22 protein-coding genes are annotated in these 20,125 nt (G+C 72.6%); 11 read left to right on the top strand and 11 right to left on the bottom strand.

Annotation, left to right across the window (positions count from 1 at the left end; translation table 11 throughout):
• Positions 1-72 precede the first annotated feature (72 nt).
• The 5 genes from AOM03_RS04125 (at position 73) to AOM03_RS04105 (ending at position 5,805) form a co-directional block, all read left to right on the top strand.
• Positions 73-1,644, top strand: coding sequence for a glycoside hydrolase family 3 protein (locus tag AOM03_RS04125; protein ID WP_062378507.1), 1,572 nt, complete (start codon positions 73-75; stop codon positions 1,642-1,644).
• A gap of 580 nt (positions 1,645-2,224) precedes the next feature.
• Positions 2,225-3,640, top strand: coding sequence for a Fic family protein (locus AOM03_RS13075; protein WP_062378506.1), 1,416 nt, complete (start codon positions 2,225-2,227; stop codon positions 3,638-3,640).
• 260 nt (positions 3,641-3,900) lie between these two features.
• Positions 3,901-5,109 carry a DNA polymerase IV gene (gene dinB, locus AOM03_RS04115; protein ID WP_062378505.1) on the top strand — a complete coding sequence of 403 codons (1,209 nt, stop codon included), beginning with the start codon at positions 3,901-3,903 and terminating at the stop codon, positions 5,107-5,109.
• A 127-nt stretch (positions 5,110-5,236) separates the two neighbouring features.
• Positions 5,237-5,440: a CopG family transcriptional regulator gene (locus AOM03_RS04110; RefSeq protein WP_062378504.1), complete on the top strand. Its 204-nt coding sequence runs from the start codon at positions 5,237-5,239 to the stop codon at positions 5,438-5,440.
• Entirely contained in the window at positions 5,437-5,805 is a 369-nt protein-coding gene (locus tag AOM03_RS04105) for a type II toxin-antitoxin system death-on-curing family toxin (RefSeq protein ID WP_062378503.1), read from the top strand. Before AOM03_RS04110 ends, AOM03_RS04105 begins: the two co-directional genes overlap by 4 nt.
• Positions 5,806-5,828: 23 nt before the next feature.
• Here the strand turns inward: AOM03_RS04105 and AOM03_RS04100 are convergent, their stop codons facing one another.
• The 4 genes from AOM03_RS04100 to AOM03_RS04085 are packed head-to-tail and all read right to left on the bottom strand — an operon-like array spanning position 5,829 to position 10,327.
• The gene (locus AOM03_RS04100) at positions 5,829-7,472 is read right to left on the bottom strand and encodes an NAD(P)-binding protein (RefSeq protein ID WP_062378502.1); all 1,644 of its coding nucleotides are present in this window, start codon (positions 7,470-7,472) and stop codon (positions 5,829-5,831) included.
• A complete protein-coding gene (locus AOM03_RS04095) occupies positions 7,469-8,464 on the bottom strand; it encodes a thiamine pyrophosphate-dependent enzyme (RefSeq protein WP_062378501.1) in 996 nt (331 codons plus the stop codon). Before AOM03_RS04095 ends, AOM03_RS04100 begins: the two co-directional genes overlap by 4 nt.
• A complete protein-coding gene (locus AOM03_RS04090) occupies positions 8,461-9,690 on the bottom strand; it encodes a pyruvate ferredoxin oxidoreductase (RefSeq protein ID WP_062378500.1) in 1,230 nt (409 codons plus the stop codon). The genes AOM03_RS04095 and AOM03_RS04090 overlap by 4 nt, the downstream gene beginning before the upstream one ends.
• Positions 9,683-10,327: a 2-oxoacid:acceptor oxidoreductase family protein gene (locus tag AOM03_RS04085; RefSeq protein WP_062378499.1), complete on the bottom strand. Its 645-nt coding sequence runs from the start codon at positions 10,325-10,327 to the stop codon at positions 9,683-9,685. Before AOM03_RS04085 ends, AOM03_RS04090 begins: the two co-directional genes overlap by 8 nt.
• Positions 10,328-10,605: 278 nt before the next feature.
• Between AOM03_RS04085 and AOM03_RS04080 the strand changes: the two genes are divergently transcribed.
• The 3 genes from AOM03_RS04080 (at position 10,606) to AOM03_RS04070 (ending at position 12,305) form a co-directional block, all read left to right on the top strand.
• Complete coding sequence (locus AOM03_RS04080; RefSeq protein WP_062378498.1) at positions 10,606-10,908, top strand: DUF1905 domain-containing protein; 303 nt, start codon at positions 10,606-10,608, stop codon at positions 10,906-10,908.
• A 130-nt stretch (positions 10,909-11,038) separates the two neighbouring features.
• Positions 11,039-11,632, top strand: coding sequence for a hypothetical protein (locus AOM03_RS04075; protein WP_156157604.1), 594 nt, complete (start codon positions 11,039-11,041; stop codon positions 11,630-11,632).
• A gap of 106 nt (positions 11,633-11,738) precedes the next feature.
• Positions 11,739-12,305 carry a hypothetical protein gene (locus AOM03_RS04070; protein WP_062378496.1) on the top strand — a complete coding sequence of 189 codons (567 nt, stop codon included), beginning with the start codon at positions 11,739-11,741 and terminating at the stop codon, positions 12,303-12,305.
• 50 nt (positions 12,306-12,355) lie between these two features.
• Here AOM03_RS04070 and AOM03_RS04065 read toward each other — a convergent pair whose 3' ends face one another.
• Complete coding sequence (locus AOM03_RS04065; protein WP_062378495.1) at positions 12,356-13,213, bottom strand: NAD(P)H-hydrate dehydratase; 858 nt, start codon at positions 13,211-13,213, stop codon at positions 12,356-12,358.
• Between the two features lie 30 nt (positions 13,214-13,243).
• Entirely contained in the window at positions 13,244-13,801 is a 558-nt protein-coding gene (locus AOM03_RS04060) for a GNAT family N-acetyltransferase (protein WP_062378494.1), read from the bottom strand.
• A 47-nt stretch (positions 13,802-13,848) separates the two neighbouring features.
• Here AOM03_RS04060 and def point away from each other — a divergent pair, with 47 nt between their 5' ends.
• Positions 13,849-14,349: a peptide deformylase gene (gene def / locus AOM03_RS04055; RefSeq protein WP_062378493.1), complete on the top strand. Its 501-nt coding sequence runs from the start codon at positions 13,849-13,851 to the stop codon at positions 14,347-14,349.
• Between the two features lie 56 nt (positions 14,350-14,405).
• Here def and AOM03_RS04050 read toward each other — a convergent pair whose 3' ends face one another.
• On the bottom strand, positions 14,406-15,110 hold the full coding sequence (locus AOM03_RS04050) for an NAD(P)H-hydrate epimerase (protein WP_062378492.1): 705 nt from the start codon (positions 15,108-15,110) through the stop codon (positions 14,406-14,408).
• A 141-nt stretch (positions 15,111-15,251) separates the two neighbouring features.
• Here AOM03_RS04050 and AOM03_RS04045 point away from each other — a divergent pair, with 141 nt between their 5' ends.
• Together AOM03_RS04045 and AOM03_RS12790 are read left to right on the top strand one after the other, a co-directional pair.
• A complete protein-coding gene (locus AOM03_RS04045; protein WP_062378491.1) occupies positions 15,252-15,749 on the top strand; it encodes a DUF3145 domain-containing protein in 498 nt (165 codons plus the stop codon).
• 107 nt (positions 15,750-15,856) lie between these two features.
• Positions 15,857-16,423: a TetR family transcriptional regulator gene (locus AOM03_RS12790; RefSeq protein WP_062378490.1), complete on the top strand. Its 567-nt coding sequence runs from the start codon at positions 15,857-15,859 to the stop codon at positions 16,421-16,423.
• A 126-nt stretch (positions 16,424-16,549) separates the two neighbouring features.
• Here AOM03_RS12790 and fabF read toward each other — a convergent pair whose 3' ends face one another.
• From fabF to AOM03_RS04020, 4 genes are all read right to left on the bottom strand, one after another.
• Positions 16,550-17,782: a beta-ketoacyl-ACP synthase II gene (fabF, locus tag AOM03_RS04035; RefSeq protein WP_062378489.1), complete on the bottom strand. Its 1,233-nt coding sequence runs from the start codon at positions 17,780-17,782 to the stop codon at positions 16,550-16,552.
• Between the two features lie 28 nt (positions 17,783-17,810).
• Positions 17,811-18,059, bottom strand: coding sequence for an acyl carrier protein (locus AOM03_RS04030; protein ID WP_062378488.1), 249 nt, complete (start codon positions 18,057-18,059; stop codon positions 17,811-17,813).
• An 83-nt stretch (positions 18,060-18,142) separates the two neighbouring features.
• Positions 18,143-19,144 (bottom strand): beta-ketoacyl-ACP synthase III, encoded by a 1,002-nt coding sequence (locus tag AOM03_RS04025; RefSeq protein ID WP_062378487.1) that lies wholly within the window; start codon positions 19,142-19,144, stop codon positions 18,143-18,145.
• Positions 19,141-20,055 carry an ACP S-malonyltransferase gene (locus tag AOM03_RS04020; protein WP_062378486.1) on the bottom strand — a complete coding sequence of 305 codons (915 nt, stop codon included), beginning with the start codon at positions 20,053-20,055 and terminating at the stop codon, positions 19,141-19,143. Before AOM03_RS04020 ends, AOM03_RS04025 begins: the two co-directional genes overlap by 4 nt.
• Positions 20,056-20,125 lie beyond the last annotated feature (70 nt).

Here is a 20,125-nt window from a genome sequence, read left to right as displayed (position 1 = left end):
GGCCCAGAACATCGGCGTTCCGACTACGCCAACGTCGGACGTTCGTTCCTCGACTACGAGGAGGGCATCTACGTGGGCTACCGGTACTACGAGACTCGGTGGTTCGGCGACGAGACCGGATACGACGCGGCGGTGCAGTTCCCCTTCGGATACGGACTCAGCTACACGGACTTCGCGTGGGAATCGACCGAGCCGGTCGTCGCGGACGGCACGGTCGCGCTCGACGTCACGGTCACCAACGTCGGCGAGGTTCCCGGCAAGGACGTGGTCCAGGTCTACTTCTCGGCTCCGTACACCGGTGCGATCGAGAAGTCGGCCATCGAGCTGGCCGGCTGTGCGAAGACCGACGAACTCGCACCGGGCGAGTCCCAGACGCTCACGGTCGCGTTCGCAGTGAGGGATCTCGCCTCCTGGGATACCGGGGCGGGCCACCACCTGCTCGAGGCTGGCGAGTACGACGTCCCCGTGCGCACGGACGTGCACACGCCGGTCGCATCGTTCGCGGTGCCGGTCACGGCAGACGTGGTCTACGACACCGATGCCGACACGGGGGTGGCGTACGCGAGCCGCTTCGACTACGTCGAGGGCGACCTCACCTACCTCTCGCGCGCGAACTGGGACTCCACCTACCCGTCCGCCCCGGACGGCACCGAGACCGCGTCGGACGAGCTGCTCGCGCGGATGGAACCCCGGATCGAGCCCGCCGAGGGCGAGGCGCCCACGTACGGCGCCGACAACGGGCTGGTGCTGGAGGACCTGCTCGGCGCCGGCTTCGCGGACCCGGTCTGGAGCGACTTCCTCGACCAGCTCACGCTCGACGAGCAGGTGGACCTGTTCTCCCACGGCGCCTACAGGTCCGTGGCGATCGACCGCCTGGGAATCCCGTCGATCACCATGCTCGACAGCCCGGCCGGACTCAACTCGCTGTTCTCGCCTCTGAACTCCGCGGCGTACCCGACCGAGGTGGTCATCGCCGCGACGTGGAATGACGAGTTGGCCTATGCCTGGGGCGAGTCGGTCGCGACGGAGGCGATCGCGTACGGCATCGACGTCTGGTACGCCCCCGGCATGAACCTGCATCGGACGGCGATGGGAGGCCGCGGCTTCGAGTACTTCTCGGAGGACCCGCTGCTGACCGGCAAGATGGCCGCCGCGGCGATTTCGGGCTCGCAGGATCAGGGCGTGCTCACCACCGTCAAGCACTTCGTGCTCAACGACCAGGAGATCAACGCCCGCACCGGCGTCAACGTGTTCGCCTCGGAGCAGGCGCTGCGCGAACTGTATCTGCGCCCCTTCGAGATCGCGGTCAAGGAGGCCGATGCGGCGGGCGCCATGACCTCGTTCATCAACCTGGGCGGCACCTGGGCCGGGGGAAACCCGGAGCTGCTGCAGGACGTGCTGCGGGGCGAGTGGGGCTTCGACGGCTTCGTCACGACGGACGCGGTGCTCGGCGGCTGGATGGACCCCGCGCAGGCGGCGCTGCACGGAAACGACTGGATGCTCTCCGCGTTCCCGGCCGTGACCGTGTCGGCGATCAGGGAAGCCGCGCAGGCCGACCCGGCCGGCGTCGGCGCGGGCCTGCGCGATCGCGTCCACACGATCCTGCACACGATCACGACGTCCACCGCCATGGGCGCTGCCTGACGCATCGTGTTGTCACCCGCATCGCCGGGGCCTTCAGCCGTCCGCTGAGGGCCCCGGCGCCGCTCGGGAGGGCGAGCGCGAAGGCCTGTCAGGGCGCGGCGGGCTGGGTGCGGTCGGGTGTCATGGATTCGGCCAGGACGCAGGTCGTGAACGGGGCATGGCCCGTGACACGGAAACTCGCGGCAATGCCCGCGACGCGCTGGCAGATCGAGATCGGGCGGGCTTCCGCGCCGATGGTCTGTGCCGAAGTCTCGTGCGATGATCCGCGTGGGGCGGGCCGCGCGGCGCCTCCACCATGCTCATCGCGGCCGGTAGATGCCTCATGCTGAGGAGTGGGGTCAGGCAGATTGGACTGTGCGCCGGATGGTCATGGACGGGGCCTCTCCTGGGCGCGGCATGCCCCCTGGTCCATGAGTTCCGAGTCGTGCCCACCGTTGACGCAGGCACGAATCTGCCGAGTCGTAGAGGGATCCCCCGCGTCAACGTGCGCTAACATGAAACTACTTCAACAGTTTCATGTTAGCGCACATTCGATGGTGAGGAACCTTGAGCGCGTGCAGTACGGACGAGGGGGCGGGCAATGGGGCACTTCGAGCGCATCGTCGACGAGCAGGTCAACGACGGTCAGCCTTACCGCGCGTACATCCCCGGACGTCTGCAGGACATCGAGCTCGCCATCACCCCTGCGGTGCAAGCACGCATCGATCGGTCGTCCCGCAGGATTGCAGAGATTGACAAGCACCTAGGTCAGTCGCCGTCCCTGCCTGCCCTCGAGTCGCTCGTGAAGTCTGAGTCGATCGCCTCGTCCTATATCGAGGGTCACCAGATCTCGGTGCGAGACCTCGCTCGGGGGTCGAGCGACGTCCGAGGCGCGTCAGCTGACGTGCGCGCAGTGCTCGGCAACATCGCTGCCACCCAGCGCGCGGTCCGATCCCTGGGCGACCACACCAGGGACGTCACCATCGAGGATGTCATCCGCATCCAGTCCGACCTGATGGAGACGCACCCCCGCGGGGGAGCGCGATCGCCGTACGTGGGCCTGCGCACCACGCAGGCGGTCCTGATTCCGCCGGGCGCGGTCAGGGGTGAGACTGCCTCGATCGACAGCGCTGCGCATGTGCCGCCGCCAGCTTCCAAGGTTGGAGCCGGCATGGCCGACCTCATGGACTACATCAACGCCGGCCCAGTGAAGGCGCCCGCGCTCGTGCGAGCAGCCCTCGCCCATGCCCAGTTCGAGACCATTCACCCGTTCCCTGACGGCAACGGCCGGACCGGTCGCGCACTCATCCAGGGGATGCTGCGTCGCGACGGCGTGGTGGTGCACGTCGTGCTCCCTCTGTCGCCCTACCTGGCAATGAACACCGAGCGCTACGTCGAGGGGCTGAACTCGGTGCGCTTTGGCGGTGACGCTCCCCATCAGGAAGCGCTGAACCGGTGGCTGGAGATGTTCGCCGACTGCGCCTACTCCTCAGCCGCCAACGCCGCAGAGGTAGCGTCCGCGATCGCCGACATCAGCCGCGAATGGATGGACCGTCTCACCAACATCGGAGTCCGCTCAGGCGCCACTGCGCGCCGGGCGGTGTCCTACATCGCCGGCACCATGGCTACCACGACCCGCGACCTCGCCGCGCAGTTCGGAACGGGTGAAGACACCGCTCGCACGGCGTTGACGCGCCTGGAGAAGATCGGCGCGGTCACCGCATCACGGCTCGACAACGGAGTGCTCGTCTACGTCGCCGAAGACGTCGCGGACGTCGTCTCCCGCTCGCAGAAGGATGTCGCGGTCGCCTCTGCACCCGCAGGCGAGAGCCGTGCGGTCCAAGCTCGGGGACTGGTGTTGCCAGGACTCGATACCTCGCGCGCGCCGAGAGGTGCGAAGCGGGCCAACCCCGCGAAGGTGTGCGGTGTCTGGATGCCGCGCTCGCGCCAGCACTGCACCATGCGCGAGGGTCACGTCGGCTGGCCGGACAAGGGCCACCGCCACATCAGGAGGTAGGACGGCGTCTGCGCCGCGCAGGTCGCGGGGCGGCCGCGGGGTCGTTGCCGTCAACCGGCGTCAGCGTCGGCGCACGGGTCGGCGTGCCGGCCGTCAACCGTGACGGGACTGGCGGGTGCGGTCCGGGCCAGCGCGTGGCGTTCGGGCGTCGGGTCTGCCTCCGTGTTGATCGACGTCAACCAACACCGGGGCGCATCGATGCGGTGTCGGGTGCCGGTGAGACCATGGCCTGAGGACCGTGTGGTGGCAGGAGGTGTGAGATGCGCGGCGAGGCGACGGTGCTCCACGCCGACCTCGATGCGTTCTACGCCTCGGTCGAGCAGCGCGACGAGCCCGCACTGCGCGGACGGCCGGTGATCGTGGGCGGCGGCGTCGTCGTGGCCGCGAGCTATGAGGCGAAGGCCCGGGGCGTGCGCACCGCGATGGGGGTGCAGCGGGCGCGCGCGCTGTGTCCCGACGCCATCGTCGTCCCTGCCCGTATGGAGGCCTACTCCGCGGCGAGTCGTGCCGTGTTCGCGGTCTTCCATGACACCACGCCGTACGTGGAGGGCGTCTCGATCGACGAGGCCTTCCTTGAGGTGGGCGGACTTCGCCGCCTTGCCGGGACTCCCGAGGAGATCGCCGTGCGCCTGCGGGAGCGCGTGCGTGCCGAGGTCGGGCTCCCGATCTCGGTGGGCGTGGCAAGGACGAAGTTCCTCGCGAAGGTCGCGAGCGCGGTCAGCAAGCCCGACGGGCTTCTCGTGGTGGAGCCGGACCGTGAGGAGGCGTTCCTCCATCCGCTCCCGGTAGAACGGCTCTGGGGCGTGGGCGCGAAGACCGCGGAGAAGTTGCACAGCCATGGGATCTCCACGGTCGGGCAGTTGGCCGCACTCGAAGCGGCGACCGCCGAGCAGTGGCTCGGCAAGGCGGCCGGTGCGCATCTGCACGCGCTGGCCCGGCTCCGGGACCCGCGGCCGGTCGAGACGACCACGCGCCACGGATCCATCGGCTCGCAGCGTGCGCTCGGCAATCGGTCCTACACCAGTGGTGAGCTCGGGCTGATCCTCACCCAGATCGTCGACGGACTCGCCAAGCGCCTGCGCGATCGCGGATCGGCGTGCGCCACCGTGGTCCTGAGGCTTCGCTACGGCGACTTCACGAAGGCGACTCGATCGCGCACGCTCGCCACGCCTACCGATCGCACCGAGACACTGCTCGGCGTCGCCCAGCAGCTGCTCGCTGCGGCGGGTCCAGACCTCTCCGGTCGGGGTGTCACCCTCATCGGCGTCTCGCTCGCGCAACTGACTAGCGCCGGCACGGTGCAGCCCGAGCTTCCGATCGACTGGAACGACGGGGCGCGCATCGACAGCGCACTCGACACCGCCCTCGATGCGGTCCGCGATCGATTCGGCTCCGCCGCCGTCACGCGCGCCGCGCTCATCGGCCGTGACCCTGGTCTTTCGGCGCCGCGGCTGCCGGAACACGAATAGACACGCGCAGGCAGGCCGTGGACTGGGGCTCTCGAAGCAGAGCACGCCCCCTGGTCTATCAACTCCGAGTCTTGCCCGCCGCGAACTCGGCTCCTCCGCCGCGATACCGCTTTGCTACCATCAAACGATGGCGATGACACTGCGACTTACCGAGGCTCAGGACCAGACTCTGACCGCGCTGGCCGAGAGCCAGGGCGTCAGCAAGCAGGAAGCCGTGACACGGGCGATCGAAGAGACGGCCGCGCGGCACCTCCACGGTGACCGCGTGAACGCGTCGTCGGCCAAGATGCGGGCGCGCTACGCAGGGCTGCTGGACCGGCTGGGCCAGTGACGGAGTTCCTCTCGCTCGAAGACCTCCTGGGTCTCACCGCCGACCTCGGCGTGGGCCCCGTGCGCGACCTCGGGCTGCTCTCGGCGGCGGTCGAGCGTCCCGCGACGACGCTGTACGGGCAGGAGGCCTATCGCACACTCGACGACAAGGCGGCCGCGTTGCTCGAGTCGATCGTCATCAACCACGCGCTGGTCGACGGCAACAAGCGGCTCGGCTGGCTCGCCGCGGCGGTGTTCTACGATCTCAACGGAGTGGATATCGACACCGACGAGGACAACTCCTACGACCTGGTGATCGCCGTCGCGACGGGCAACCTGCGAATGCCGGAGCTCGCGGCCGCGCTCGGCCTACTCAGGACTGCCTGACGTCGACGGACTGAGCGAGCCGACTACCTCACTTCGGGGATCATGTCGATCGCGCCGCACGGGCACTCCGCCGCGCAGATGCCGCACCCCTTGCAGTAGTCGTAGTCGATCTCGTACCGCATCCCCGGGCCCAGCTTCCGGATCGCGTCGTCGGGGCACATGCCGAAGCAGTTGTCGCACTCGAAGCACGACCCGCAGGACATGCATCGCCGTGCCTCGAACACCGCATGCTCGGCGTCGAGGCCCGTCAGCACCTCCTCGAACCCCGTGACGCGCCGTGCGGCCTCCAGCTCCGCGCGGTGCTGCTGGGGGGCGTCCGAGTAGTACCAGGGGGTGAGCCGGTCGGCGGTGGCCTCGCGGAGGACGGGCTCGGCGGGCAGGACCCGCGACGCGAGCCACGCGTCCACGGCCGCCGCCGCCCGCGCACCCCGCCCGATCGCGAACGTCGCCGTCCGCGAGCCGGGGGAGGCGTCGCCCGCCGCGAACACCCCGTCGCGCCCGGTCATCAGCGTCCCCGGATCCACCGCGATGACCCCGTCGCGGACCTCGACGTCCGTCACGCCCGCGAGCAGCGACAGGTCCGCCTCCTGGCCCACGGCCAGCATCACCGTGTCCGCGTCGAGCTCCTCGAACTCCCCGGTGCCGCGCGGCCGCCCGTCCTCGTCCAGCTCCATGCGCTCGATGGTGACGGTGGGCCCGGAGACCTCGGAGATGGTCGACAGCCACTGGACGCGCACGCCCTCGCCCACGGCGTCCTCCAGCTCCGTGGGGTGCGCCGGCATCTGCTCGCGCGTGCGCCGGTAGACCACCACCGCGTCCTGCGCCCCCAGCCGCCGCGCGGTCCTCGCCGCATCCATCGCGGTGTTGCCGCCGCCGTACACGGCGACGCGCCGCCCCAGCAGCGGCGCATGGCCGGACGCGACGTCGCGCAGCACGTCGATCGCGTCGACGATCTTCGCCGCCGCCCCCGCCGGGATGTCGACGTGGTGCGCCACCCCGGCCCCCACGGTCAGGACCACGGCGTCGAACTCGGCCTGCGCCTCGTCCAACGACTCGACGCGCGCCCCGCACTCGATCCGCACCCCGGTCGCCTCGATGCGGCGGATCTCCGCCGCGAGCACGTCGCGCGGCAGCCGGTAGGCGGGGATCCCGTAGCGCATCATGCCGCCGGGCTGGGCGGCGGCCTCGCGCACCACCACCTCGTGCCCGCGCCGGCGCAGGTGGTACGCGGCGGACAGTCCCGCGGGTCCGGACCCGACCACCAGGACGCGCCGCCCGGACGATGCGCCGGGCTCCGGCAGCGCCCAGCCGCGCGCGATCGCCGTGTCGCCCAGGAAGCGCTCGACGGCGTTGATGCCCACCTCCTCGTCCACCTCGCCGCGGTTGCACGCAGCCTGGCAGGGGTGATAGCAGATGCGCCCCATGACGGCCGGCAGCGGATTGGCCGCGACGATCTGCCGCCACGCCGCCTCGAAGCCGGCCTCGCCCTCCTGGGTCGAGCCCAGCCACGCGCGGATGTCCTCGCCCGACGGGCACGCCAGCGAGCACGGGGGAGCGAGGTCCACGTAGACGGGCCGTTCGGTGCGCCACGCACCCGTGTGATAGGCGAGCGAGGTGGCGGGCCCGGTGCTGAGCCCCAGGGTCGGGGGTGCGTCGTGGTCGCTCATGGCCGCCCTCCCAGCAGGTCGTAGTGCCGGATGTTCGCCTCGGCGAGCGCGCGCCACCGCTGCAGCCCGTCCTCGCCGCCGGGCTTGAACAGGTGCGCGAAGCGGGCCTGGGGACGCAGATACTCCTCGACGTCCGCGCGCTCGCGGATGCGCTGGACGTCCGTCAGCTCGCCCGCGCGCGCCTCCACCACGGGGAAGATCCCCGACTGCACCGCCGCCCGGGACAGCGAGATGGACTCCGACGACTGCGAGCCCCACCCCAGCGGGCACGGCACCAGCACATGGAGGTAGCGCGCGCCGCGGATCGCCATCGCGGTGCGCACCTTGTGCTCGAGGTCGCGCAGGTCCGCGACCGTCGCGGAGGCGACGTACGGGATCTCGTGCGCCATCGCGATCTTCACCATCGACTTGCCGGTGCCCTGCGGGGCGCCCGGGTGGCGGCCCACCGCCGGGGTGGTCGCGGTGCGGGCCGATGCGGGGGTCGCCGACGAGCGCTGCACCCCCGTGTTCATGTAGCCCTGGTTGTCGTAGCAGACGTACAGGACGTCGTCGTTGCGCTCGAACATGCCCGACACGGCCGCGAGCCCGATGTCCACCGTCCCGCCGTCGCCGCCCTGGGCGAGCACGCGCACGTCGTCGCGGCCCTGCGCGTGCAGGGACGAGGCGATGCCCGTCGCCACCGCCGCCGCGTTGGCGAACAGCGAATGGATCCACGGTGGCTTCCACGCGGACTCGGGGTAGAGCGTCGAGAACACCTCGAGGCAGCCGGTCGCGTTGGCCACCACGAGCCTCCCGTCGGTGGCCTCGACCGCGGTGTCCATCACCCAGCGCGCGGCGAGCGCCTCGGCGCAGCCCTGGCAGGCGCGGTGGCCCTTGGTGAGGGACGACGGCCGGTCCGCGTGCGACTGGACCGAGCGCTCCGCATCGTCCAGCAGGCGCCCGCCCACCGCGAGGGTGCCGGTCTGCAGGAAGGGGATGTGGACGGTGCTCATCGCGCCACCTCCGTCGCGCCCACGGGCGGCTCGGGGACGCCGCCGGCCTTGAGGTCGAGGAAGTCGAGCGCGGGCAGCTCGTCCGCGAGGGCCCGGCGCACCGCGTCGCGCAGCGAGGCCTCGAGGATGGGCCGCCCACCCAGCCCCGCGACCACGGAGTGAATCCGCGACCCCGTGTGCGCGAGCGCCCGCCCCACGTCCCCGGTGAGCACGCCGCCCGCGCCCAGCTCGAGCGCCCGGTCGACCACCACGATGTGGCGCGAGTCGCCCAGCGCGGCCTTGAGCGCCTCGCGCGGGAACGGGCGGTACGCGCCGATCCCGACGAGCCGCACCGGCAGGCCCTCCGCGCGCATCGGCGCCAGCGTCGCCTGCAGGGTGCCCACGACGGACCCCATCGCGACCACGGCCAGGTCCTCCGCGCTCGCGGGCGGGGCGTCGCCGTCGCGGTCGAGGGTGTCGGGGTCGTAGCGGGCGACCAGCCCGCCGGCCTCGCGCCCGAACGCCTTGCGGAAGCGCTCCGACCACGCCTCGATGACGCCCGCCGCGTCGAGGAAGCGCAGGTGCTGGAGGTACTTGGTCTCCGTGAAGGACTCGGGTCCGGCCATCGTGCCGATGGTCGACGGATTCTCGATGTCGAGCGCCTGCGCGGGGGAGTAGGGCGGCAGGAATGCGTCGATCTGCTCCTGGGTGGCGAGCTCGAGCACGTCCGTCGCGTGCGTGAGCACGAACCCGTCCATGCACACCATCGCGGGGATCCCCAGCTCCTCCGCGGCGGCGAAGGCGATGACGTGGAGGTCGGCCGCCTCCTGGTTGTCCGCGGCGTAGAGCTGCAGCCATCCGGCGTCGCGCATGGCCATCGCGTCCGAGTGGTCGTTCCAGATGTTGATGGGCGCACCCACCGCCCGGTTCGCGACCGTCATGACGATGGGCAGGCCCATGCCGGCCGCGTTGTAGACGGCCTCGGCCATGTAGAGCAGCCCCTGCGAGGCGGTCGCGGTGTAGGCGCGCGAGCCTGCCGCGGAGGCGCCGATCGACACCGACATCGCGGAGAACTCCGACTCGACGTTGACGTACTCGCACGCGCTCAGCTCGCCCGTGCGCGCCATGACGGACAGCGCCTCGACGATGTGCGTCTGTGGGGAGATCGGGTAGGCGCACACCACGCCCGGCCGGCACCGCGCCACCGTCCGGGCGACGGCCTGCGAGCCCTCGAGCACCTCACGCACGGGACACCTCCTGGGGGACGATGCGGGGGCCGGCTGGGGCGGCGGCGTCGCCCTTCTCGGGCGAGTCGTCGCGCGTGTAGAGGTCGCCCCTGACGTGGGCGAACGCCGTGGTGGCGACCTCCGCGTTGGCCTCGCCGACGGCGCCGGGGAAGCGCGCGCGGAACACCTGCTGGACCGCGTCGAGCGTGATGTGGTCCGCGCAGCCCGCGTACGCGCCGAGCATCGCCGCGGCCGGCTTGGGTCGGCCGAGCAGGTCCATGGCGATCCGGGTGGCGGGGACGGTCACCACGCGGGCGTCGGCGTCCTGCGCGCCCGCGTGCTCCCGCACCCATGGCGCGTCCGCGGTGGTGTCGACGATGACGATGCCGCCCGGCGCGAGCCCCGCGAACGGTCGCGCGGGGCCTAGGAGCGTGGGGTCCTGCACCAGCACCACGTCGGGCTCGAGCACCGGTTCCCGGGTGCGCAGGCGGGCGTCGGAGAAGCGGCAGTAGGCGACCACGGGGGCGCCGGTGCGCTCGGAGCCGAAGCTGGGGATGGCCTGGACCTCGTGGCCGGCGAGGAAGCCCGCGCGGGCCAGCATCTCCGCGGCGGTGACCACGCCCTGCCCGCCGCGGCCGTGGATGCGTACCTGGGTCATGCGTGCGCCTCCCGGGGCGCCGTCGGCGGCTCGCGCGTGGGTCGCGCGGAGACGTCGTCGGCGACGCCCGCTCCTTCCACGCTATGCCGGGAGGGGTAGGGCGCGCAGGACGAAGGTCCCGGCGCTGCCGGCCCGCGAGACCAAGGGTGTGAGTGCTGACTTCCTCCGCGAATTCATGCACGATGCACGGCGCACGCGGGGCCCGTGCATCGTGCATGAATTCGCTGAGCGTGCGCGCAACGGATGCCTCGTGCCGGCGGTCGGGCTAGCGTGAAGCCATGACCGCCTACGAGTTCACGTCCGTGCTGTTCCCGTGGGACGAGCGCTCCGACTCGTGGGCCTTCGTCACCGTCCCCGAGGATGTGGCCGACGAGGTCGAGGACATGCAGACCGGGCCCCGCCGCGGGTTCGGGGCCGTCAAGGTGCGCGTCACCGTGGGCGGGTCGACCTGGGACACCTCCGCGTTCCCCTCGAAGGAGCGCGGCACCCTGGTGATCCCCATCAAGAAGTCCGTGCGCAAGGCGGAGGGCCTCGCGATCGGCGATGCGCCGCTGCTGAGGATCGAGCTCATCGCGCCATAGCCGCAGGCAGATCGCGTCTTCGAGTGGCGCCCGGGTCGCTGCCGGGCCAGGATGGAGGTGACGGCGCGGCGGTCGCGTGGCGACGACGGCACGGGACGACGTCGCGCCGGCTGTCGCGAGGGAGGCGGACATGAACGCGGAAGCGCAGGGAGACGAAGCCCGCGATGCCGATGATGCCGGGGTGACGCCGGCGCAGATCGAGTCCGTCGCCCTGCCCCTGGGCATCGTCAGCTACCTGGGCTCTGCCGTCGTGCTGGTGCCGCTGTTCGCGTGGGCGGCGGGTGCGACCTACCCGGACGGCTCCGCGGGCGAGGTCGCGGGCGTCACGCTCGTCGTGGGCGCGGTCTACTCGCTGCTGGGCCTGGCGATCGGGCTGCCGGTGACGGCGGTGGCGTTGCGACGCCGGCTCGCCGCGCGCGGGGTCACGCGCCCGGCCTGGCGCGCCGCACTCGTGCACGCGGGCATCGCCGCCGCGATTGCACTGCCGCTGCCCGTCGTGCTCGTCGCGATGACCGCCGTCCAGAACGGGGAGGCGATCCCGGCCTCCGACCTGTTCGTGGTGCTCGCGTTCGCGGGCCCGGCGATCGCCGGTGCGGCGCTGGCCGGCGCGCTCGTGCGCCCCGCCGTGACGCATCCGCGCGCCCTGCGCATCGCGGTCGTCATCGTGGTCGCGGCGCTCGCCCTCGGCATCGTGCTCGAGGCCACCGGGGCCTTCCTGAGTTGAGCGGCTCCGGGATTCGTGGCACGCGCCGCGCCTCGTCGCCGGACGCCGGAGCGCTGACAGACTGGGCGCGCAGGCGCCCCCCCGACGGCGCCACCAGGAGGATCACGTGTCAGACACCCCGCCCGCCACCGAGACCGTCGCCACCGTGGACGCCACCCGCGCCGCGTGGCTCGCCACCGCGATCGGCATCCCCGTGTTCGGTGCCTGCGCGCTGATCCTGGCCTACGCCGCCGCGCCCCTCGTGGGCGCGCTCGCCCCGGACGCGCACGCCGAGGAGCGCGGGTGGATCTTCTCCGCCGTCGCGATCACCAACGCGGTGATCGCGTTGTTCGGTATCGCGCTCGTCTCCCACACGCTGGGGCGGGCGCTCTTCGCCAGCACGCGCGAGCGGTCGCCGGCGGCGGCAGGCGCAGCGTTCGCGGTTCTGGGATCGGTGCTCGCGATCATCCCGGTCGTGATCGTTGCGACGGGACAGTCGCTGCCGCTGGTGGGCGGTCTGTACGCCGCGCTCGCGGTCGGCCTCCCGTGCGGGCTCACCGCCGGACTGACCCGCGCGGTGCTGCCCGGAGTGCTCGCCGCGGGCGCCGCCAGGCTCGCCCTGTGGACCGGGGCGCTCGGCTACCTCGTGGTGATCGCCTGGACCGCGGTGGCGGTGTTCGGCGTCGGACGCTAACAGAGTCCGGCCTCGGGTCTCCGGCCCGGCAGACGGCGTCCTTCGCCCGGCTACGACGAACTGAGCAGTTCCGCGACCACGGCCGGCAGCGCGGAGGCGACGTCCAGGGCGGCGATCGGGCCGCCCGCGGACGCGCTCTCCGCGGCCCTCGCATGCATCCACGCCGCGCATGCGCCCGCCTCCGCCGCGGGCAGGCCCGCCGCGAGCAGGGCTCCCGCGATGCCGGCGAGCACGTCGCCGGCCCCGGCGGTCGCGAGCCAGGCGGGCGCGAGCGGCAATTCGATCACGCCGCCGCCGGGGGAGACGATCAGCGTCACCGCGCCCTTGAGCAGCACCGTCGCCCGCGCGGTCTCCGCGAGCAGCCGCGCGTGGCCCACGCGGTCGCGCTCGAGGTCCGCCGCGGTCACATCGTGGCGCAGCGCCTCGAGCGTGCGCAGGAGCTCGCCGGCGTGCGGCGTCAGCAGCACCCGGTCCGGCCCGATCGCCCGGGCCCCCGCCGCCCGGGCACGGGTGACGGTCTCCAGGGCCCCCGCATCGGCCACCATGGGCGCGGACTCCGCGATGACCGCGCCGATCGCCGCGTCCTGCTCGGGGTAGTCGGCCACCCCGGAGCCGACCACCCAGGCCTGCGCGCGGGGCAGCCGCTCCGCGGCGTCGACGGGATGGTGGACCACCGCCTCGGGACGATGCGCGAGCACCAGATCCTGCGCACGCTCCGGCCCCACGTAGCGCACCATGCCCGCGCCGGCCCGGATCGCGCCCGAGACCACGAGCGCCGCGGCGCCCGGGTAGGCCTCCGAGCCGGCGACCACGCCGACGACGCCGCGCGAGTACTTGTCGTCCGCCGCGCCCGGCACGGGCCAGGCGGCGGCGACGTCGGCCCGCTCCCAGCGCCGGACGGCGGTCACGGGCGCACGCCTGTCACGGGCACGGTCCGGTCATCGGTGGACGATGAGGCTGTAGAGGTCCGAGTCCATCCATCGGCCGTCGCGCTCGAGGTCGCGCTCGATGCGCCGCGTGCGCGCCATGCCCAGGTGCCCCATGACGCGGGCCGAGGCCTTGTGCTCGGGCCGGCAGCGCGCGTGGATCTCCGTGACCGCCTCGTCCTCGGCCAGCGCGTCGATGACGGCCTGCACGGCCTCGGTGGCGATGCCGCGGCCCCACAGGTCGCGGCGGACCACCCAGCCGAGCTCGCGCAGGTGGGGCGTCGACTCGAGCGGGCCGCGGTCCTCGCCGTAGACGCCGATGCCGCCCACCACCGTGCCGGCGGCGATGCGGCCGCCGGCGCCCACCGCATCGGCCCGCGTGGTGATCGCCCAGTGGGCGGGCAGGCCCGCCTCGACCGCCTGGGCGAGCCAGGACTGCGTCATCTCGAAGGTGTTGGGGCCCCAGTCGGTGAAGCGGCACACCGACGGATCGGAGGCGTAGACGTGGACGTCGTCCGCGTCGTCCGGGGTGAAGGCGCGTAGCAGGAGTCTCGCGGTCTCGACCGTCATGTGTCGACGATACCCGGGCGCGCGCGGCGGCGTGGAATGATACGCGCATGGCTATGCGAGACATCCGTACGATCGGCGACCCCGTCCTCCGCACCCCCTGCGAGCCCATCACCGAGGTCGACGACCGGGTGCGCCAGCTGGTCGAGGACCTGCTCGAGACGGTCGACCACGACGGCCGCGCCGGACTCGCCGCCAATCAGATCGGCGTCTCGCTCAAGGCGTTCTCCTGGAACATCGACGGCGAGATCGGCTACATCCTCAACCCGAGCATCGTCGAGGTCAGCGACGAACTTCAGGACCTGGGCGAGGAGGGCTGCCTCTCCGTGCCCGGCCTCTGGTACCCCTGCGAGCGCCCCGCCTACGCCAAGGCGATCGGCACCGACCTCGACGGCGGCGAGGTGGTCATCGAGGGCGAGGAGATCTGGGCGCGCCTCATCAACCACGAGTGCGACCACCTGGACGGCAAGCTCTACCTCGACCGGCTCAAGAAGGACGTGCGGCGCCGCGCCATGCGCGAGCTGCGCGAGTCCCTCGAGGAGCGCGGCTGAGCCGCTCGATCGCCCAGGTCGGTCGGACGACCGGCTGAGCCGATCGACCGACTGAGTCAGACGACTGCCTGAGCCGGGAGCTCGATCCCCGCGTCCGCGACGATCACCCGGCCCGCGGCCTGGGCCGCCGGCTGCTCGACCAGGCAGCGCTTGCGCGCGGTGAACGTGACCGTGACGGCGGCGCGCACGTGGCGCGGCGGCGACTCGGCGCAGTCGCCCGGCCCGCGCGGCGGCACCTCGGACGAGTCCGCGGCGAGCCCCGACGGGATGTCCACGGCGACGATGGGCAGCGACCAGCACGACGCGCGCCCCAGCAGGTTCCAGGCGTCGTCCGGCAGGCCCGGCCGGCCCCCGATCCCGGCGAAGCCGTCGATCACCACGTCCGCCCCGGCCACGTACTCCCGGGCGAGGCGGGAGTTGCCCCGGACCACCGCGTCGTCCCCGGACACGGCCGTCACCGCGGCCACCCCCGGCTCGTAGGCTCGCTCGCCCAGGACCACCGCGACCACCTGTGCGGCGCCGCGGCGCGCGAGCTCGGCGCCCGCGAGCAGCGCGTCGCCGCCGTTGTGGCCGGACCCGGCGACCACGCACACGTGCAGCCCCGGCAGGGCGATGCCGTGCTCGGCGCCCAGGGCGGCCGTCGCATCGGCGACCGCGAGCGACGCGCGGCGCATGAGCTCCTCCTCGGGCACCGCGCGCATGGTCGCCTCCTCCGCGGCACGGATCTGCGCGACCGTCAGGACCTCGTCGGTGATGGCCATGCCCCCAGCCTGGCACGACGCGCCCGCGACGGTTGTGGCGAACCGCCGGGGGATGGTGCAGGATAGGAGGCACACCCGGTGTCATGGTTGTTTCCTTCGAGGTCGTAGGGGAAGACGCACCTCACAGGAAGGAAAAGGGTCATGGCTGCAATCTCCCGTGGTGTCCTTTTCGTGCACTCGGCCACCCGAGCGATGTGCCCGCACATCGAATGGGCCGCGCAGGGAGTGCTGGGCTCGCGCGCCTCTTTTGACTGGACGGACCAGCCCGCCGGCTCGGGACTGCTCCGCGCCGAGGTGGCCTGGCAGGGCCAGCAGGGCACCGGCGCGCGGCTCGCCTCCGCGCTGCGCGGCTGGGAGCACGTGCGCTACGAGGTGACCGAGGACCCGTCGTTCGGTTGCGACGGCGGCCGCTGGTCGCACACCCCCTCGCTGGGAATCTTCCACGCCGTCACGGACGTGCACGGCAACATCGTGGTGCCGGAGGACCGCATCCGCTCCGCGATCGAGAACGCCGGCTCGGCGGTCGACGTGCGCCGCGCCATGGACCTCGCGCTCGGCACCGCGTGGGACGAGGAGCTCGAGCCCTTCCGCTACGCCGGGCACGGCGCCCCCGTGCGCTGGCTGCACCGCGTCGGCTGAGGCCGCCGCCCCTGACCCAAGAGCGTCCGGGCGCCGCCGCACGCCTACCTGGGGGCACGCGCCGCGCGTCCCCTTGCGTCGGCACGCCGTGCCGCTACGGTGAGTTCATGGATCAGCCTCGCCGCCCCGGACGCCCGCAGATCGCCGACCCCGACCGGATCGCCCTTGAGGCCGTCCACCTGTTCGCGGAACGCGGCTACGACGCCGTGACCATGGACGATGTGGCGGCCGCGTCGGACATCTCGCGCCGGACCCTGTTCCGCTACTTCGAGCACAAGCAGGACCTGGTGTGGCGCGACTTCCGCTCGCGCTTCATCGAGGCGGGCGCGCCGGACTACTCGGGCGTGGCCGACGGGATCGACGGCATCCGCGAGTCGGCGGCCGGCGGTCCCCCCATGGACGCGGAGGAGGAGCGCCTGCTGCGCACGCGCATGCAGATCATCGGCGCGAACCCGGACGTCTTCGGCGCGGGCGCCGAGGCCATGGAGGTGCTGCGCAAGGCGATGGCCGAGCACTTCCGCAAGACCTTGGGCGCGCTCGAGGCCGAGGTCGCGTCGTCGGCCGCCGTGAGCTGCATGGTCGTCGCGGCCGTGTGGTGGGCGAACCAGGACGAGGTGTCGCTCGCCGACGCCACCGACGCCGCGCTGGTGCGGCTGCGCGACGGCCTGGGCTGACAGGCGCGGACGCCCGCACCCTCACCCGGCCACCCACCCACCCAAGTCCGGGACAGTGAGGACCGCCCCCGGGGGAGCTGAGCGCGTTGCGGGACACTGAGGACCGCGCAGCGCGCCCCGCGCGCGTCAGACGGTGCCGAACACCAGCGCCACGTTGTGGCCGCCGAAGCCGAACGAGTTGTTGATCGCGGCGATCTGACCCTCGGGCAGCGCGCGCGGGGTGTCGCGCACCAGGTCCACCTGGAGCTCGGGGTCCGGCTCGTCCACGTTGATGGTCGGGGGAGCGGTGCGCTCCTCGAGGGCCTTGATGGTGAAGACGGACTCGAGGGCGCCCGCGCCGCCCAGCAGGTGGCCGGTCATCGACTTGGTGGCGGACAGCAGCACCTGGTCCGCGTGGGCGCCCAGCAGGGAGCGGATGCCGCGGGCCTCGATCATGTCGCCCACCGGGGTGGAGGTGGCGTGCGCGTTGACGTGCGCGACGTCCGCCGGGGTGAGGCCGGCGCGCTCGAGCGCGAACTGCATGGCCCGGGTCTGGCCCACGCCGTTGGGCTCGGGGGCCGCGATGTGGTGGGCGTCCGCCGTCATGCCCAGGCCCAGTACGCGGGCCCGGATGCGGGCGCCGCGGGCGCGGGCGTGCTCCTCGGACTCGAGGACGACCACGCCGGAGCCCTCGCCCATGACGAAGCCGTCGCGCTTGACGTCGTAGGGGCGCGAGGCGCCCGCCGGGTCGTCGTTGTTCTTGGACAGCGCCTGCATCGAGGCGAAGGCGCTGATGGGCAGCGGGTGGATCGCCGCCTCCGTGCCGCCGCAGATCACCATGTCCGCGCGGCCCGACTGGATCATCTCGAAGCCCATGCCGATCGCCTCGGCGCCCGAGGCGCAGGCGGACACGGGCGAGTGCGATCCCGCGCGCGCCGTGAACTCGAGGGACACGTACGCGGTGGGGGAGTTGGGCATCAGCATGGGCACGGTGAGGGGCAGGACGCGGTCGGCGCCCCGCTCCTTCACCGTGTCCCATGCCGTGAGCAGCGTCCACACGCCGCCGATGCCCGACGAGACCACGCTGCCCAGGCGGTCGGGGTCGACCTCCGGGGCCCCTGCATCGGCCCATGCCTCGCGCGCGGCGACGATCGCCATCTGCGCGGACGGGTCCATGCGGCGCATCTCGGGCTTGCGCAGCACCTCCGAGGTGGGCACGGCGAGCTGACCCGCGAAGGTCACGGGCACGCCGTACGTCTCGCCCCAGTCGTTGTCGAGCGTGCGCACGCCCGAGCGGCCGGCGAGCGCGGCCTCCCACGTGGAGGGCACGTCCCCGCCGAGCGGGGAGGTGGTGCCGAGTCCGGTGACGACGACGTTCATGGGGCTCCTTAGGAGGGGGTGCGGGGGATCAGGCCTGGGCGTCGGTGATGAACGAGACCGCGTCGCCGACGGTGACGAGGTCCTTGACCTTCTCGTCGGGGATGCGGACGTCGAACTTCTCCTCCGCGAGGGTGACGATGGTCATCATCGACAGCGAGTCGATGTCGAGGTCGTCCGTGAAGGACTTCTCGAGGGTGACCTCGGCGGTGTCGATGTCGGTCTCCTCGTTGACGATCTCGGCAAGACCGGCGAGGACCTCGTCCTGGGACAGTGCCATGGGGTGCTCCTTTGATGGGTAGGTGGCGCCGGCGGCGCCGTGTTCGGGTCGAACGGTTGTGAACTCTACGCGCGGGCCGCGCGTCAGGGCAGGACCACCACCTGGGCGGCGTAGACGAGTCCCGCGCCGAAGCCGATCTGCAGCGCCAGGTCGCCGGACTTGGCGGCCCCGTCGCGCAGCAGCCGCTCGGTGGCGAGCGGGATCGACGCGGCGGAGGTGTTGCCCGAGTCGACGATGTCCTTGGCGACAGCGACGTGCTTGGGCAGGCCGATCTGCTTCACCATCTGGTCGATGATGCGGATGTTCGCCTGGTGGGGGATGAAGGCCTTGATGTCCGCCGGCGTGAGGCCCGCGGCCTCGATCGCCTCGCGGGCGACGGGCGCCATCTTGAAGGACGCCCACTTGAACACGCTGGGGCCCTCCTGGCGCAGCGTGGGGTAGGGCAGGTCGCGGTCCGCGCCGTACTCGAGCCACGAGGCGGTCTGGCGGATCAGCTGCGCGCCGGACCCGTCCGAGCCCCACACCGTGGGGCCGATGCCCGGCTCGTCCGAGGCGCCGATGACCACCGCGCCGGCGGCGTCGCCCAGCAGGTAGGAGATGGAGCGGTCGGCCGGGTCGACGATGTCGGAGAGCTTCTCCGCGCCCACGACCAGGACGTTGCGGGCCGCGCCCGAGCGGACCAGCGCATCGGCCTGGCCAATGCCGTAGCAGTAGCCCGCGCAGGCCGCGGAGATGTCGTAGGCGGCCGCGGGAGTGGCGCCGATGCGGTCGGCCAGGACGGGTGCCCCGCCCGGGGTCATGTGGGGGTACGTGATGGTCGACAGCAGGACCGCGTCGATCTCGCTCGCGTCGATGCCGGCATGGGCGATCGCGTCGCGCGCGGCGCGCTCCGACAGGTCGATCACGGACGTCTCGGGGTTGGCGCGCACGCGGGTGACGATGCCCGTCATCTTGCGGATCCACTCGTCGGAGGAGTCGATCGGCTTGATGAGGTCCGCGTTGGGCACGGCGTTCTCGCCGCGGGCGGCGCCCAGGCCCAGGATGCGGGTGAACTCGGGTCCCCGGCGGACGGTCATGGTGGTCATGCGTGGGCCTCGATCAGCTCGCGGGCGGCGTCCAGGTCTGCCGGGGTCTTGAGCGCGACGCTCGGGATCCCCTTCATCGCGCGCTTGGCGAGGCCCGTGAGGACGCCGCCCGGCGCGACCTCGACGATGCCGGTGACGCCCAGCGCGAGCATGCGCTCCATGCACAGGTCCCAGCGCACCGGGTTGGCGACCTGGTTGACCATCCGGGCCAGCGCATCGGCCCCGTCCGCGACCTCGCGGCCGTCGGCGTTCGACAGGAGCACGTGCGCGGGGTCCGCGGGGACCGCGGTGGCCGCGGCGGCGTGGAGGTCCGCGACCGCGGGGAGCATGACGTCCGTGTGGAACGCGCCGGCGACCTGGAGCTCGATCACGCGGGCGCGGGTGGGGGGCTCGGCCACGAGCGCGGCGATCGCGTCCTTGGCACCCGCGGCGACCACCTGGCCGCCGCCGTTGACATTCGCGGCCGTGAGGCCGTGGCGCGCGAGCGCCGCCTCGACCTCGTCGGGCTGCCCGCCCAGGACGGCTGCCATCGAGGTGGGGCCTCCCTGAGCGGCGGCGCGGGCCATCGCGGTCGCGCGGACGGCGACCAGGCGCATGGCCTCGGCGTCGGTGACGACGCCGGCGAGCGCGGCGGCGCCGAACTCGCCCACGGAGTGGCCCGCGGCGAGCGCCGGCGCCGTGTCCCCGAGCAGCTCGCGGCCCGTCGCGATCGCGGTGGCGACCAGGAGCGGCTGGGCCACGGCGGTGTCGCGGATCGTGTCGGCATCCGAGACGGTGCCGTGCGCGACCACGTCGACGCCGGCGGCCTCGGAGAGCGCGGCGAGGCGCGCGGCGACGCTCGGGATCTCGAGCCAGGGCTCGAGCATCCCGGGCGCCTGGGCACCCTGGCCGGGACAAAGGAGAGCGATCATGGGTTCAAGCCTGCCTCACGGATCGGGGGCCGCGACCGCGCGTGCTTACGGAGTCCGGCCCGTGTTGTTG

The organism is Demequina pelophila (assembly GCF_000971175.1).
Classification (GTDB): domain Bacteria; phylum Actinomycetota; class Actinomycetes; order Actinomycetales; family Demequinaceae; genus Demequina; species Demequina pelophila.
Note: the sequence above shows the minus strand (reverse complement) of the source record. Positions and strands in the feature narration are given on the sequence as shown.

Bases quoted from the DNA above. Each gene is read 5' to 3' on its own strand.
- AOM03_RS13075 (WP_062378506.1), top strand. From the start codon at position 2,225: ATGGGGCACTTCGAGCGCATCGTCGACGAGCAGGTCAACGACGGTCAG.
- dinB (WP_062378505.1), top strand. From the start codon at position 3,901: ATGCGCGGCGAGGCGACGGTGCTCCACGCCGACCTCGATGCGTTCTAC.
- AOM03_RS04110 (WP_062378504.1), top strand. From the start codon at position 5,237: ATGGCGATGACACTGCGACTTACCGAGGCTCAGGACCAGACTCTGACC.
- AOM03_RS04100 (WP_062378502.1), bottom strand. From the start codon at position 7,472: ATGAGCGACCACGACGCACCCCCGACCCTGGGGCTCAGCACCGGGCCC.
- AOM03_RS04095 (WP_062378501.1), bottom strand. From the start codon at position 8,464: ATGAGCACCGTCCACATCCCCTTCCTGCAGACCGGCACCCTCGCGGTG.
- AOM03_RS04085 (WP_062378499.1), bottom strand. From the start codon at position 10,327: ATGACCCAGGTACGCATCCACGGCCGCGGCGGGCAGGGCGTGGTCACC.
- AOM03_RS04080 (WP_062378498.1), top strand. From the start codon at position 10,606: ATGACCGCCTACGAGTTCACGTCCGTGCTGTTCCCGTGGGACGAGCGC.
- AOM03_RS04075 (WP_156157604.1), top strand. From the start codon at position 11,039: ATGAACGCGGAAGCGCAGGGAGACGAAGCCCGCGATGCCGATGATGCC.
- AOM03_RS04060 (WP_062378494.1), bottom strand. From the start codon at position 13,801: ATGACGGTCGAGACCGCGAGACTCCTGCTACGCGCCTTCACCCCGGAC.
- def (WP_062378493.1), top strand. From the start codon at position 13,849: ATGGCTATGCGAGACATCCGTACGATCGGCGACCCCGTCCTCCGCACC.
- AOM03_RS04050 (WP_062378492.1), bottom strand. From the start codon at position 15,110: ATGGCCATCACCGACGAGGTCCTGACGGTCGCGCAGATCCGTGCCGCG.
- AOM03_RS04045 (WP_062378491.1), top strand. From the start codon at position 15,252: ATGGCTGCAATCTCCCGTGGTGTCCTTTTCGTGCACTCGGCCACCCGA.
- AOM03_RS12790 (WP_062378490.1), top strand. From the start codon at position 15,857: ATGGATCAGCCTCGCCGCCCCGGACGCCCGCAGATCGCCGACCCCGAC.
- fabF (WP_062378489.1), bottom strand. From the start codon at position 17,782: ATGAACGTCGTCGTCACCGGACTCGGCACCACCTCCCCGCTCGGCGGG.
- AOM03_RS04030 (WP_062378488.1), bottom strand. From the start codon at position 18,059: ATGGCACTGTCCCAGGACGAGGTCCTCGCCGGTCTTGCCGAGATCGTC.
- AOM03_RS04025 (WP_062378487.1), bottom strand. From the start codon at position 19,144: ATGACCACCATGACCGTCCGCCGGGGACCCGAGTTCACCCGCATCCTG.
- AOM03_RS04020 (WP_062378486.1), bottom strand. From the start codon at position 20,055: ATGATCGCTCTCCTTTGTCCCGGCCAGGGTGCCCAGGCGCCCGGGATG.